Annotated in this window: 14 protein-coding genes; 9 read left to right on the plus strand and 5 right to left on the minus strand. The window is 68.8% G+C overall.

Going from position 1 to position 12,057, the window contains the following annotated elements; translation table 11 throughout:
• Positions 1-92: 92 nt before the first annotated feature.
• The gene (thiC, locus tag ACZ60B_RS03220; RefSeq protein WP_469383738.1) at positions 93-1,895 is read right to left on the minus strand and encodes a phosphomethylpyrimidine synthase ThiC; all 1,803 of its coding nucleotides are present in this window, start codon (positions 1,893-1,895) and stop codon (positions 93-95) included.
• Positions 1,896-2,136: 241 nt separating this feature from the next.
• On the opposite strand from thiC, the gene ACZ60B_RS03225 reads away from it, so the two are divergent.
• A complete protein-coding gene (locus tag ACZ60B_RS03225; protein WP_469383739.1) occupies positions 2,137-3,675 on the plus strand; it encodes a YibE/F family protein in 1,539 nt (512 codons plus the stop codon).
• 200 nt (positions 3,676-3,875) lie between these two features.
• On the opposite strand, the gene ACZ60B_RS03230 is transcribed toward ACZ60B_RS03225, so the two are convergent.
• The 4 genes from ACZ60B_RS03230 to ACZ60B_RS03245 all read right to left on the minus strand — a co-directional run bounded on the left by ACZ60B_RS03230 (position 3,876) and on the right by ACZ60B_RS03245 (position 6,155).
• Positions 3,876-4,313 (minus strand): SsgA family sporulation/cell division regulator, encoded by a 438-nt coding sequence (locus tag ACZ60B_RS03230; RefSeq protein WP_469383740.1) that lies wholly within the window; start codon positions 4,311-4,313, stop codon positions 3,876-3,878.
• 98 nt (positions 4,314-4,411) lie between these two features.
• Positions 4,412-5,215 carry an IclR family transcriptional regulator gene (locus ACZ60B_RS03235; protein ID WP_469383742.1) on the minus strand — a complete coding sequence of 268 codons (804 nt, stop codon included), beginning with the start codon at positions 5,213-5,215 and terminating at the stop codon, positions 4,412-4,414.
• A 263-nt stretch (positions 5,216-5,478) separates the two neighbouring features.
• A complete protein-coding gene (locus ACZ60B_RS03240) occupies positions 5,479-5,691 on the minus strand; it encodes a DUF5326 family protein (protein ID WP_450661062.1) in 213 nt (70 codons plus the stop codon).
• A gap of 146 nt (positions 5,692-5,837) precedes the next feature.
• On the minus strand, positions 5,838-6,155 hold the full coding sequence (locus tag ACZ60B_RS03245; RefSeq protein WP_469383744.1) for a cupin domain-containing protein: 318 nt from the start codon (positions 6,153-6,155) through the stop codon (positions 5,838-5,840).
• 59 nt (positions 6,156-6,214) lie between these two features.
• Here ACZ60B_RS03245 and ACZ60B_RS03250 point away from each other — a divergent pair, with 59 nt between their 5' ends.
• The 8 genes from ACZ60B_RS03250 to ACZ60B_RS03285 all read left to right on the plus strand — a co-directional run bounded on the left by ACZ60B_RS03250 (position 6,215) and on the right by ACZ60B_RS03285 (position 12,034).
• Positions 6,215-6,595, plus strand: a complete 381-nt coding sequence (locus ACZ60B_RS03250; RefSeq protein WP_392614034.1) for a phage holin family protein — start codon at positions 6,215-6,217, stop codon at positions 6,593-6,595.
• Between the two features lie 7 nt (positions 6,596-6,602).
• Entirely contained in the window at positions 6,603-7,094 is a 492-nt protein-coding gene (locus ACZ60B_RS03255) for a low molecular weight protein-tyrosine-phosphatase (RefSeq protein ID WP_469383746.1), read from the plus strand.
• Positions 7,091-8,260, plus strand: a complete 1,170-nt coding sequence (locus ACZ60B_RS03260) for a cystathionine gamma-lyase (RefSeq protein ID WP_469383748.1) — start codon at positions 7,091-7,093, stop codon at positions 8,258-8,260. The genes ACZ60B_RS03255 and ACZ60B_RS03260 overlap by 4 nt, the downstream gene beginning before the upstream one ends.
• Positions 8,261-8,501: 241 nt before the next feature.
• The gene (locus ACZ60B_RS03265; RefSeq protein WP_469383750.1) at positions 8,502-9,404 is read left to right on the plus strand and encodes a LysR family transcriptional regulator; all 903 of its coding nucleotides are present in this window, start codon (positions 8,502-8,504) and stop codon (positions 9,402-9,404) included.
• An 88-nt stretch (positions 9,405-9,492) separates the two neighbouring features.
• Positions 9,493-9,975 (plus strand): NUDIX domain-containing protein, encoded by a 483-nt coding sequence (locus tag ACZ60B_RS03270; RefSeq protein ID WP_469383752.1) that lies wholly within the window; start codon positions 9,493-9,495, stop codon positions 9,973-9,975.
• A 149-nt stretch (positions 9,976-10,124) separates the two neighbouring features.
• Positions 10,125-10,991 carry a GNAT family N-acetyltransferase gene (locus ACZ60B_RS03275; protein WP_469383754.1) on the plus strand — a complete coding sequence of 289 codons (867 nt, stop codon included), beginning with the start codon at positions 10,125-10,127 and terminating at the stop codon, positions 10,989-10,991.
• Between the two features lie 122 nt (positions 10,992-11,113).
• Positions 11,114-11,572 (plus strand): MarR family winged helix-turn-helix transcriptional regulator, encoded by a 459-nt coding sequence (locus tag ACZ60B_RS03280; RefSeq protein WP_469383755.1) that lies wholly within the window; start codon positions 11,114-11,116, stop codon positions 11,570-11,572.
• 9 nt (positions 11,573-11,581) lie between these two features.
• On the plus strand, positions 11,582-12,034 hold the full coding sequence (locus ACZ60B_RS03285) for a GNAT family N-acetyltransferase (RefSeq protein ID WP_469383757.1): 453 nt from the start codon (positions 11,582-11,584) through the stop codon (positions 12,032-12,034).
• Positions 12,035-12,057 lie beyond the last annotated feature (23 nt).

A 12,057-nucleotide genomic window follows, 5' to 3' on the forward strand; every position in this document is an offset into this window, starting at 1 on the left:
GCAGGGAAGGCGCAGGCCGAGCATCCGGCCGGGTCACCGGAGCAGGCACCGACAGCGGAAGCCGGTCGGAGCACGGCCGACGCGTTCGGACCTCAGTCCGCGATGGGCAGGTACACCCGGTTCCCGCTCTCCGCGAACTCCTTCGATTTCTGGAGCATCCCCTCGGCGATCTCGGCGGACGACGCCCCCTCGGCCGCCGCCCCGCCGAACCGCTCCGTGATGCTCTGGCTGATCTTCATCGAGCAGAACTTCGGCCCGCACATCGAGCAGAAGTGGGCCGTCTTGGCCGGCTCGGCCGGGAGGGTCTCGTCGTGGAACTGCCGTGCCGTGTCCGGGTCGAGAGCAAGGTTGAACTGGTCCTCCCACCGGAACTCGAACCGGGCGTCGGACAGCGCGTCGTCCCAGTCCTGGGCACCGGGATGCCCCTTGGCCAGATCGGCAGCGTGGGCAGCGATCTTGTAGGTGATGACACCGGTCTTGACGTCGTCACGGTTGGGCAGGCCCAGGTGCTCCTTGGGCGTGACGTAACAGAGCATCGCCGTGCCCCACCAGGCGATCATCGCGGCGCCGATGCCGGAGGTGATGTGGTCGTACGCCGGTGCGACGTCCGTCGTCAGGGGGCCGAGCGTATAGAACGGAGCTTCATCGCAGATCTCCTGCTGAAGGTCGATGTTCTCCTTGATCTTGTGCATCGGGACATGGCCCGGGCCCTCGATCATCGTCTGTACGTGGAAACGCTTCGCGATCCGGTTGAGTTCCCCGAGAGTCCGCAACTCGGCGAACTGCGCCTCGTCGTTGGCGTCGGCGATCGATCCCGGCCGCAGGCCGTCGCCCAGCGAGTACGTGACGTCGTAGGCGGCGAGGATCTCGCAGAGTTCCTCGAAGTTCTCGTACAGGAACGACTCCTTGTGGTGCGCGAGGCACCAGGCCGCCATGATCGAACCGCCGCGCGAGACGATGCCCGTCTTGCGGTTGGCCGTCAGCGGCACGTACGGCAGCCGGACGCCCGCGTGGACGGTCATGTAGTCCACGCCCTGCTCGGCCTGTTCGACGACGGTGTCCTTGTAGATCTCCCAGGTCAGCTCCTCGGCCCTGCCGTCCACCTTCTCCAGAGCCTGGTAGAGCGGCACCGTGCCGATGGGAACCGGTGAGTTGCGCAGCACCCACTCCCGGGTGGTGTGGATGTTGCGCCCGGTGGACAGGTCCATGACCGTGTCGGCGCCCCAACGGGTCGCCCAGGTCATCTTCTCCACCTCCTCCTCGATGGAGGAGGTGACGGCGGAGTTGCCGATGTTGGCGTTGACCTTCACCAGGAATCGCTTGCCGATGATCATCGGCTCGATCTCCGGATGGTTGACGTTCGCGGGCAGCACCGCCCGGCCCGCCGCGATCTCCTCGCGGACCACCTCGGGTGCCACGTTCTCCCGGATGGCCACGAACTCCATCTCGGGCGTGATCTCGCCCCGGCGCGCGTAGGCGAGTTGGGTGACCGCCTTGCCGTCGCGGCTGCGGCGGGGCTGGCGTGGTCGACCGGGGAAGACCGCGTCGAGGTTGCGCAGCCCACCGCGCGGTGAGGTGTGCTTGATTCCGTCGTCCTCGGGACGGACGGGTCGGCCCGCGTACTCCTCGGTGTCTCCACGTCCGACGATCCAGTTCTCCCGCAGGGGTTGCAGGCCCCTGCGGACGTCGGTCTCGTGGGACGGATCGGTGTACGGGCCCGATGTGTCGTACAGCGTGACCGACTGCCCGTTGGTGAGGTGCACCTGGCGAACCGGCACCCGCAGGTCGGGGCGTGAGCCCTCGACATACGCCTTGTGCCAGCCGATCGACGTTCCGGCCTCCTGGGGCTGTTCACCCTGATCGGAGGCAGGCGTGCGCGCGTCCTTGTTGGTCATGAGACCTACTCCCTACGCCGGCATTACCCGGTAACAGGTTCAGCGGTCGACGCAGCGGCTTCCGTCAACAGAAGTTTCATGTGAAACATCACTCGTTCCACGTGAAACATCGCAAAGACGGAGGTCAGCGCCCTCTCAGCCCGGTGCTCCGAGCTCCCGCGTGTGCAAAGGTGCCTCCACGCTAGCGGCATGTGTGGCGCGGTGAACAGTGGGCCTCCGCCGTTCTTGCGATGATCGGGCGGTGACCACGACCCAAGAGCCTCCGTACCCCCTTCCCGAGCCGCCGCGCAGGCCCGGTGCCGGCCACGGCAACGGGAGCGGTGACAGCATCGGTCCAGGGCGTGCTCATGACTTCACCGAGGGGCAGCACTACGGGCAGGGACAGGATCCGGAACCCGGTCCCGGTCACAGCCACGACCACGGCCACGGCCACGGCCACGGCCACGGCAAGCGGAACCCGGGTTCAGGCGGCGGACACGGCCATACGCACAGCCATGGGCCGGCCGCCCCCGTCTCCAAGCACCTGCGCAAGGTCATCGCGGCGGTCCTCGTGCCGTTCGCGGCCGCGGTGGTGGTCGGGCTGATGGTGCTGTGGCCTGGTGGCGCCCCGGCGCACGAGCGCACCGGGGTCGGGTTCGACCGGCAGACCCAGCAAGCCACTGTCACCGAAGTGGTGAACGTGAACTGCGCCTCGGTGAACGCCTCGGGCGGCGCCTCGACCGGTGGCGGTCCGGCCGCCGGGGGCTCGTCCGCCCAGCAGAAGTCCAGCGCCTGCAAGAAGGCGACGATCGAGGTAGGAACCGGTTCGGACAAGGGCCGTACGTTCACCGAGATCATCCAGCCGGACCAGTCACGGCAGTTGCACGAGGGCGAGAAGGTCGTGGTCGCCTACGAGCCCTCCGCGCCGAAGGACCTCCAGTACTCGGTCACCGACGTCGACCGCCGGCTCCCGGTCACGCTGCTCGCAGGTGTCTTCGCCCTCGCCGTGGTGGTCGTCGGACGGCTGCGGGGCGTGATGGCCCTGGTGGCGCTGGCCATCAGCTTCCTGATCCTGAACTTCTTCATCCTGCCCGCCATCCTCCAGGGTTCGAACCCGCTGGTCGTCGCGGTGGTGGGGTCCAGCGCCATCATGCTGATCGCCCTGTACCTGTGCCACGGACTGTCGGCGCGCACCTCCGTGGCGGTGCTCGGCACCCTGATCTCGCTGCTCCTGATCGGCGTGCTCGGCTCGCTGTTCGTCGACTGGGGCTCGCTCACCGGCAACACCGACGACAACACCGGCCTGATCCACGGCCTGTATCCGTCGATCGACCTGAGCGGTCTGCTGCTCGCCGGCATCATCATCGGCTCGCTCGGCGTACTCGACGATGTGACGGTGACGCAGACCTCGGCGGTCTGGGAGCTGCACGAGGCGAATCCGTCGATGGGCTGGCGGAGCCTGTACCGCGCGGCCATCCGCATCGGACGCGATCACATCGCGTCCGTGGTGAACACCCTTGTCCTCGCCTACGCGGGCGCGGCGCTGCCGCTGCTGCTGCTGTTCTCGATAGCGCAGAGCAGCATCGGGGCGGTCGCCAACAGCGAGCTGGTCGCGGAGGAGATCGTGCGCACGCTGGTGGGCTCGATCGGTCTGGTCGCCTCGGTGCCGGTCACCACGGCGCTCGCGGCCCTGGTGGTCGCCGCGGACCGGCAGGGGCCGGAGACCGCCACGGCAACGGCTTCGGCGGGTGACCAGCCGACCGTTGCACGCGGCGGAAGGGGACGTCGGCGCAAACGGTGACCCCGTTCGGGATCACCCCAACGAGCGGCGGCCAGAAGGCCTCACGAGCGCCCCGGCCCGACGGGCATCACCGCGCGTCTCCCGGGCCTCGCAGAAGCGCTCCTACGGGCCCCCACGCCCCACAGAAGCGTTCCTGCCGGCCCCCCCGGGCTCCGCCGCAGAGCGTCCGGCGTGCCCCCGCGCCCCGTGCGCCCCGCGCTTCAGCCCGCGCTCTGCTCCTCGGCCAGGATGCGGTCCAGGGCCTCGTCGAGATGGGCGTCGAAGTCGGCGAGGACCCCTTCCTGCCCCAACGGCACCAGCTTGTCGGTGCGGTCGAGGAAGGCGACCAGCGGGGCGGTCGACGAACGGAACAACGCCTGGTCGACCCCGACCTGAAGCCGGATCAGGACCTCTCCCAGCGAATCCGGGTCGACGGGCGCGACCCGGACATCTCCCTCACCGCAGGGCCGGCCCACTCCGTCGATCAGCAACTCCCGCCCGAAGGCCCAGGTCACCGGTGCGTCGCCGGGAAGGTGGAAGGTCAACCGCACGGCGTACGGATCATTGGACTCGTAGCGCAGCTCCACCGGAATGCGGAACGAGAGCTCCTCGGAAACGAGAAAGCTCATCATGACCTCTGCCTGTACCGACTCGCGCATCGCCTACCCCGTCATATGCCGTCGAATGGCCTGGAATGAACCCCTGCATTTGATGGCATCTTGCTGAACGTGCACGACAGATCACAAGGAGTGATTTTTCAGATGCTGATAGAGAGTCCCAGCGACCCGGTAAGTCGCCCGATCTCGGCCTGCAACTGCTGTACGGCGGGGAGCAGTCGGTCGGACTGATGGGCGGGCAGCGAGATGGCCATCGCCGCGGCGGTGGTGCCCAGCGTGATCGGAATGGCCGCGCACACCACCCCCAGCGCGTACTCCTGACGCTCGGTCACCGGACCCAGCCGCCGCAGCCGCTCCAGTCGTCGCAGCAGGGTGCGGTTGTCGTGCACCGTGTACGGAGTGAGGGACCGCACGGGGTAGCGGTCCAGGTGGTCACGGCGGGACTCGTCGTCCAACTGGGCCAACAGGCACTGGCCGATGGCGTGCGCGTGCCCAGTCTCGCGGAAGTCGGCCCACTCCTCGACCGCCGGATTGCCGGGAGTGTCGGAGACGCACAGCATCTCGATCTCACCCCCGCGGTACGCGGCGTAGTAGATGGGGGCACCGATGGCATCGCGCCACTGCGCGAGCAGGTCGGCGACCGTGCTGCGACGTTTCTGCGTCGCTCCGCTGCCGCCTAGCCGTTCGGCGGCCTCGCCCAGGAAGAACAGTCCTTTGTCGCGACGCAGATAGCCCTCGTGCACGAGGGTGCGCAGCAGGTGGTAGGCCGTGGGAAGGGCGAGACCGGTCTCGCGGGCCAGTTGCTTGGCGGGGGCTCCGTGCTCGTGCGCGGCGACGCACTCCAGCAGACGCATCGCGCGCTGGACCGATCCGATCAGGGTGGTCGTCGCGGAGTGCGGCTGCTCGGGGACCGAGGCGGAGGGCGGGCGCGGCACCAGGGGCATGGTGGAACACGACCGGGTGGGGGGTGAACCGGTGTCTGTCGTTGCGGTGTCGACCGTGGCCAAGGGGGCACTCCCGTTGCGCGAGGGGGCGGCCCGTGCGGGGAACACGGGTGGGGATGTACGCCGCTCGCGGGGGTCTTCCCCGCGTCGAGTTCCGGACTTTATCCGTCTGCCACCGCTCGCCGACGGGCTGCCCGGAAAACTTCCCTCGCCCGAGGGAACCGGTGATTCCTGTTACCGATCACCGGTTGCCCCTCATCTCGTCACCAGTCGCTGCGCGACGAGGAGCTCGACATGAACTTCCGTACGACATAGATCAGTCCGCCGACCAGAGCGACGAAGACCAGGACCTTGAAGAGCAGGCCGATCACGATGGTGACGACCGTGGCTATGAGGCTGCCGAACACGAACAGGGCGATGACCGGCACAGCGATCCACTTCACCCACCACGGCAGTCCCGCGAAGATCTCCTGCATCGTCTCGTCCTTTGCTTCTCCGCCCGGCGTTCCGGGGCCCGACTGTTGTCCTGCCCAGAATGCTAGGGCCGGGACGGGGTCGAGCGGGGGCCTCGCACCCCTTGTCGTCCCCTGACCGGTCCCCTAGGGAACCCCGAGACCGACGCTCAGGCTTCGGGCGGAGAGAAGACCACCAGAACCCTGAGGTCCTCGCTGATGTGATGGAACTTGTGCGCGACTCCGGCCGGCACGTACACCACGCTGCCGCGCGCCACCTGGGTCGTCTCCATGCCGACCGTGATGTCGGCGCGGCCGCTCACCACGAAATACACCTCGTCCTGGTTGTGCGGGCTCTGGCCGTCCCGAGCGCCGGCATCGAGCGCGTACAGGCCGACCGACATGTTCCGTTCGCGCAGAAACTGCAGGTAGGCACCGTCGTTGGCGGCGCGTTCCGCCTCCAGTTCGTCCAGCCGGAATGCCTTCATCGCTCTTGTCCGCCCCACACCTCTGCTCGAATCCGATCTCTTCTGCCACGATCAGACACATGAAGAATTTCGTAGTCAAGACGATCGCCAACGCGGGAGCCCTGGCGATCGCCGTGCTGCTGCTCGACAAGATCACCCTGACCGGTGACAGCACGGGCAAGAAGGTCGGCACCCTGATCCTGGTCGCCCTGGTCTTCGGCCTGGTGAACTTCCTGGTGAAGCCGATCGTGAAGGTGCTCACCTTCCCGCTGTTCCTCCTGACGCTCGGCCTGATCACCCTGGTCGTCAACGCGCTGATGCTGCTGCTGACCTCATGGGTGTGCGGGAAGCTCGACCTCAGCTTCCACGTCGACGGCTTCTGGACCGCCGTCCTCGGCGGCCTGATCATCTCGATCGTCTCCTGGGCCCTCAACATCGTCCTGCCCGACGGCAAGGACTGAGCACTCGATGACCTACCGCGTCTGCTTCGTGTGCACGGGGAACATCTGTCGCTCGCCGATGGCCGAGTCCGTCTTCCGTGCCCACGTGGCGCGTGCCGGGCTCGACGACCGGGTCGAGGTCGACAGCGCCGGCACCGGAGGCTGGCACGAGGGCGCGGGCGCGGACCCGCGCACCGTCACCGTCCTCGAGGACGGCGGCTACGACAGTGATCACACGGCCCGGCAGTTCCGGGCCTCCTGGTTCTCCCGCCTCGACCTCGTGATCGCTCTCGACCACGGCCATCTCCGGGAACTGCGCCGGCTCGCGCCCACCGAGGAGGACGCGCGCAAGGTGCGACTGCTGCGCTCGTACGACCCCGCCGCGGGGGACGATCTCGACGTTCCGGACCCTTACTACGGGGGCACGGACGGCTTCGAGGAGTGCCTTGAGATGGTGGAGGCGGCGAGCACCGGGCTGCTCGCCGCGGTACGTGAACATGTGGAAGGACGGGCGGCATGAGCGACTCTGCCAGCAACGACGGAAGCGGTACGGCGGGTCCCCCCGTCGCGGGCGACGGAACACGCGCGGTGCGGGCGGGGCTTCCGGAGCCGGTCAAGCACGAACCGACGCTGCCGGGACCGGTGTTCGCCGCTCACTTCCATCTGCCGGGCGAGCCCACCGGCCCGTACGCCTACGGACGGGACGAGAACCCGACCTGGACCCATCTGGAGCGGGCCATCGGCGAGCTGGAGGCGCCCGGCGCCGAGGGTGTCGAGACGCTCGTCTTCGCCTCCGGCATGGCCGCCATCTCGTCGGTGCTCTTCTCCCAGCTGCGCGCGGGCGACGCGGTCGTCCTGCCCAGCGACGGATACCAGGCGCTGCCCCTGCTACGGGCCCAGCTGGAGGCGTACGGCGTCGAGGTGCGCACCGCCCCCACCGGGGGCGACGCCCAGCTCGACGTCCTCGACGGCGCCAGGCTGCTGTGGATCGAGTCCCCGTCGAACCCGGGGCTCGACGTCTGCGACATCCGACGGCTCGTCGAGGCGGCACACGCGCGTGGCGCGCTGGTGGCCGTCGACAACACCCTCGCGACGCCGCTCGGGCAGCGCCCCCTCGAACTCGGCGCCGACTTCTCCGTGGCCAGCGGGACCAAGCAGCTCACCGGGCACGGCGATGTCCTGCTGGGCTATGTCGCCGGCCGCGACGCGGAGGCCATGGCCGCCGTACGCCGCTGGCGCAAGATCGTCGGGGCGATCTCCGGGCCCATGGAGGCCTGGCTCGCACACCGCTCGATCGCCACGCTCCAGCTGCGGGTCGACCGGCAGAACGCGTCCGCCCTCACCGTCGCCCAGGCGCTGCGACAGCGTCCCGAGGTGAGCGGGCTGCGCTATCCGGGGCTCCCCGACGACCCTGCGCACAAGATCGCCTCGGAGCAGATGCAGCGCTTCGGATGCGTGGTCTCGTTCACCCTGCCCACGCGCGAGCGGGCCGACCGTTTCCTCGACGCGCTGCGGCTCGTGGACGACGCGACGAGCTTCGGCGGAGTGCGCTCCACCGCCGAACGGCGCGGACGCTGGGGCGGTGACGCGGTGCCGGAGGGCTTCATCCGGCTTTCGGTCGGCGCGGAGGACCCCGCGGACCTGGTGGCGGATCTGCTGCGCGCGCTGGACGAGTCGGCGGACTGACCTGTGCGCGGACGCCCCGACGGTGTCCCGCTCCGCACGACGGACGGTCCGAGCCTCCCCCCTCGTGGCTCGGACCGCCCCCGGTTCCGCGCGCTGAGAACCGCGCGACCAAGGCTAGTTGACTGTGTGTCAGTGTCCAATCACAGTAGCGACAGAGACCTATCGACATATTTATAGTTGGGTGCGGCAGGGGGCCGGCCGGAAGGATCTGGAGCGGGGCGGCGAGAGGGGAGGGCACTGCGTGGATCTCGCCTTGCTGCGTACCTTCGTGACGGTGCACCGAGCCGGTTCCTTCACTCGTGCCGCGGCCCTCCTCGGACTCTCCCAGCCGGCCGTCACCTCCCAGATCCGCACACTGGAGCGGCAGGTGGGCCGTCCCCTGTTCTTGCGGCAGGCCCGCGGGGTGACCCCGACGACCATCGGTGACGAACTCGCCCACAAGGCCGCGCCTCACCTGGACGCCCTGGTGGAGATCGCCGAGACCGGCCTGGACGACGACTCCTCTTTGCGCACCCTGCATCTGGCGGGGCCACCCGAGTTCACCGCCGAACGGGCGCTGCCCGCACTCACCGAGCTGGCCGGCCACGGCGGGCAGGGACTCGCCCTGCGCGCCTCCTTCGGCACGGCCGAGGAGGCCCTCGAAGGACTGGCGGCGGGGCACCACGATCTGGCCATCAGCACGGCCCGTCCGCGCGGCGCCCTGCTCACCGCGACGCCCCTGTGCGACGAGGAGCATGTCCTGGTGGCCGCCCCGAGCTGGGCCGAGCGGATCGAACCCTGGAGACGCCGCAAGGGCGCGCCCGTCCCGGAGAACCTCCCCGTCGTCGAGGTGCACGAGTCACTGCCGTTCATGTCCCGCTACTGGGCTTCCGTCTTCGACTCCCGACCTGCCGCCTCAGGTGCCGTCATCGTCCCCGATCTGCGCGCCGTCCTCGCGTGCGCGTGTGCGGGCGCCGGTCTCGCGGTGCTGCCGCGCTATCTGTGCGCCTCCGCCCTGGCCCGCGGTGACGTGGTCGCGCTGCACGAGCCGACGGTACCGCCGCTGCGGACCTACTTCCTCGTGGTGCGCACCGGCACCCTGGTGATGCCGCACATAGCGCGGGCCCACGAGTGGCTCCAGCGGGCCGCCATCGACTGGTGCTGAGCCGGTCTCCCCGCAATGTCACGGGAAATTCCCCTGCAATGATGTTTCGGAATGTTTCACGTGGAACCAGCCGGGCCACATTTCTCCCATGACCGTCCGACCCGTGGTCAAGCGCACCGCCCGAGCCGTTCTCCTGGACGGCGACCATCTGATCCTGATCAAGCGCACCAAGCCCGGCGTGGATCCCTACTGGGTGACGCCCGGTGGCGGGGTGGAGCCCGAGGACACGACCGTCGTCGATGCCCTGCACCGTGAGGTGTACGAGGAGCTCGGCGCCAAGATCACCGATGTCGTGCCCTGCTTCGTCGACACCGTCGAGCACATCGGCGCGGACGGCGGCGCCACCGGGGTGAAGGTGCAGCACTTCTTCGTGTGCCGACTGGGGTCCATGGACCCGTCCCTGCGACACGGCCCCGAGGTCGACGAGCCCGCCGGCGAGTACGAGATCGTCAGGGTGCCGTTCACCCGGGTCGGCATCGCCTCCGTGCACCTGGTGCCCCTGTCGCTGCGGCACTACCTCGACGGGAACATCGAGGGCGTACGCGCCATGCACGCCCCCGATCTGGGCTGAATGGGACGCCTACCGGTCGCCGGTGTTTCACGTGAAACACCCTCGTTCTCTGCGCGCCCTACAAGCCCGGTCGCGGCATGGCCAAAAGCATGTATCTCTCGCTCGAAACAGGTGGACGCCGAGGCCACCTGTCGGACAGCCTGACCTGCGTGCGTACTCCTTCCCTCGCTGCTCTCCCCGTCCGCTGTCTGACGCTTCGTGATCTCTCTGCCTGCGCCGACCTGTCGGAGAACCGGGGGTGGCCCCGGGAGGAACACAAATGGAGCTTCCTACTCACGGCCGGAACGGGATACGGCATCGACGATCCCGACGGCGGCCTCGTCGCCGCCTGCACGGTCACCGAGTACGGCCCGCGAGAGCGCCCCGGTCTGGGGGCCATCGGCATGGTGCTGGTCGCCGAGCGGCACGCCCGTCAGGGGGTCGGGCGTCGGCTGATGCGCCGCATCGTGTCCACGATGGGCCCCACGCCGCTGACACTGCACGCGACACCGAACGGCCTTCCGCTGTACGAGGAACTGGGCTTCAAGGTCACCGCACGGGCCGAGATGGTGTGCGGGAACTTCACCCCCGACGCGACGCGGCCCGGCATCGTCACCCGCGCGGCCACGGCCGCGGACCTGACGGAGATCCTTCTGCTCGACGGGGAGGTCTTCGGCCTTGACCGCACCCACATCGTCACGCGTCTGCCCGCCTTCGCCGACCGGCTGTGCGTAGCCGTGGAGAACGACCGGATCATCGGCTACGCGGCTATCTGGCCCAACATGGAAACCCATGTGGTGGGCCCGCTGGTCGCCCGTGACACCGAGACGGCCAAAGCCCTTGTCACCGCCCTCGCCGCCCACACCGACCGTCCGCTGCGGACCGATGTCGACGTGCGGCACGAAGAACTGCTGACGTGGCTGAAGGAGCGCGGCCTGGTCTCCGTCGCCTTCAACGCGGTCATGACGTACGGCGTCCCGCACCTCCCGGGCGACTGGACCCGCCGGTTCGCTCCCGTCACGGTGGCAGCGGGCTGACTCTGGCGAGCAAGCCCGTAATGACTCACACACAACCCTTGCAGTCGCTTACTATCCGCGATCGCAGACTATTGCATCTGTGCTCTATCCTGGGTTCAGCCGCCCGGGACGGAGGAGACGCCATGACAGCGACAGACCCCGCACTCACCGCCCTCGCTCAGGGCTGGTGCGCCCTGTCCCTGCTCCACGGCCGGATCGAGGCCCATGTCGAGCGCGCGCTTCAGGCGGGGCACGACCTGAGCGTGCGCGAGTACTCCCTGCTCGACGTGCTGAGCCGACAGCACGACGGCGACGGCGGGCATCTACAGATGAAGCAGGTCGCCGACGCCGTCGTACTCAGCCAGAGCGCCACCACCCGGCTGGTCACCCGGCTGGAGGACCGCGGCCTCCTCGAGCGCTATCTGTGCCCCACCGACCGCCGTGGCATCTACACCAACGTGACCGAGGACGGCCTCGAGCTGCTGGCCAAGGCCCGGCCCACCAACGACGACGCCCTGCGCGAGGCACTCGACGAGGCGTCGAAGAACGCCGAACTCGCACCGCTGGTCAGGGCCGTGGAGGCGCTCAACGTGCTCGCATAGGGTGCGGCCATGGGAGATTTCGACATTCGACCCGCCACGACAGACGACATACCGGCGATCGTCGCCATGCTCGCCGACGATCCGCTGGGCGCGCGGCGCGAGTCACCGGACGACCTGACCCCCTATCGGGCGGCCCTGGAGCGTCTGTCCGCCGATCCGAACCAGCATCTGATGGTGGCGGTATGCGAAGGTCGGGTGATCGGCACCCTCCAGCTGACGATCGTTCCCGGACTCTCCCACAAGGGTGCCACCCGCGCGATCATCGAAGGCGTACGCGTCCACGCCGACGAGCGCGGCAGCGGCCTGGGAACGCGCTTCATCCAGTGGGCGGTCGACGAGTCCCGGCGTCTGGACTGCCAGTTGGTGCAGCTGACCTCCGACTCGTCCCGTACAGACGCCCATCGTTTCTACGAGCGGCTCGGCTTCACCGCCTCGCATGTCGGCTTCAAGCTCCGCCTCTGATGCAAAAAGCGGTCTGTTTCACG

The organism is Streptomyces sp. NPDC104096, from assembly GCF_055584385.1.

What these genes read in the sequence shown, in the direction of transcription:
- ACZ60B_RS03280 (WP_469383755.1), top strand. Translation starts at nt 11,114, where the DNA reads ATGACAGCGACAGACCCCGCACTCACCGCCCTCGCTCAGGGCTGGTGC.
- ACZ60B_RS03235 (WP_469383742.1), bottom strand. Translation starts at nt 5,215, where the DNA reads ATGCCCCTGGTGCCGCGCCCGCCCTCCGCCTCGGTCCCCGAGCAGCCG.
- ACZ60B_RS03285 (WP_469383757.1), top strand. Translation starts at nt 11,582, where the DNA reads ATGGGAGATTTCGACATTCGACCCGCCACGACAGACGACATACCGGCG.
- thiC (WP_469383738.1), bottom strand. Translation starts at nt 1,895, where the DNA reads ATGACCAACAAGGACGCGCGCACGCCTGCCTCCGATCAGGGTGAACAG.
- ACZ60B_RS03260 (WP_469383748.1), top strand. Translation starts at nt 7,091, where the DNA reads ATGAGCGACTCTGCCAGCAACGACGGAAGCGGTACGGCGGGTCCCCCC.
- ACZ60B_RS03230 (WP_469383740.1), bottom strand. Translation starts at nt 4,313, where the DNA reads ATGCGCGAGTCGGTACAGGCAGAGGTCATGATGAGCTTTCTCGTTTCC.
- ACZ60B_RS03255 (WP_469383746.1), top strand. Translation starts at nt 6,603, where the DNA reads ATGACCTACCGCGTCTGCTTCGTGTGCACGGGGAACATCTGTCGCTCG.
- ACZ60B_RS03250 (WP_392614034.1), top strand. Translation starts at nt 6,215, where the DNA reads ATGAAGAATTTCGTAGTCAAGACGATCGCCAACGCGGGAGCCCTGGCG.
- ACZ60B_RS03270 (WP_469383752.1), top strand. Translation starts at nt 9,493, where the DNA reads ATGACCGTCCGACCCGTGGTCAAGCGCACCGCCCGAGCCGTTCTCCTG.
- ACZ60B_RS03240 (WP_450661062.1), bottom strand. Translation starts at nt 5,691, where the DNA reads ATGCAGGAGATCTTCGCGGGACTGCCGTGGTGGGTGAAGTGGATCGCT.
- ACZ60B_RS03245 (WP_469383744.1), bottom strand. Translation starts at nt 6,155, where the DNA reads ATGAAGGCATTCCGGCTGGACGAACTGGAGGCGGAACGCGCCGCCAAC.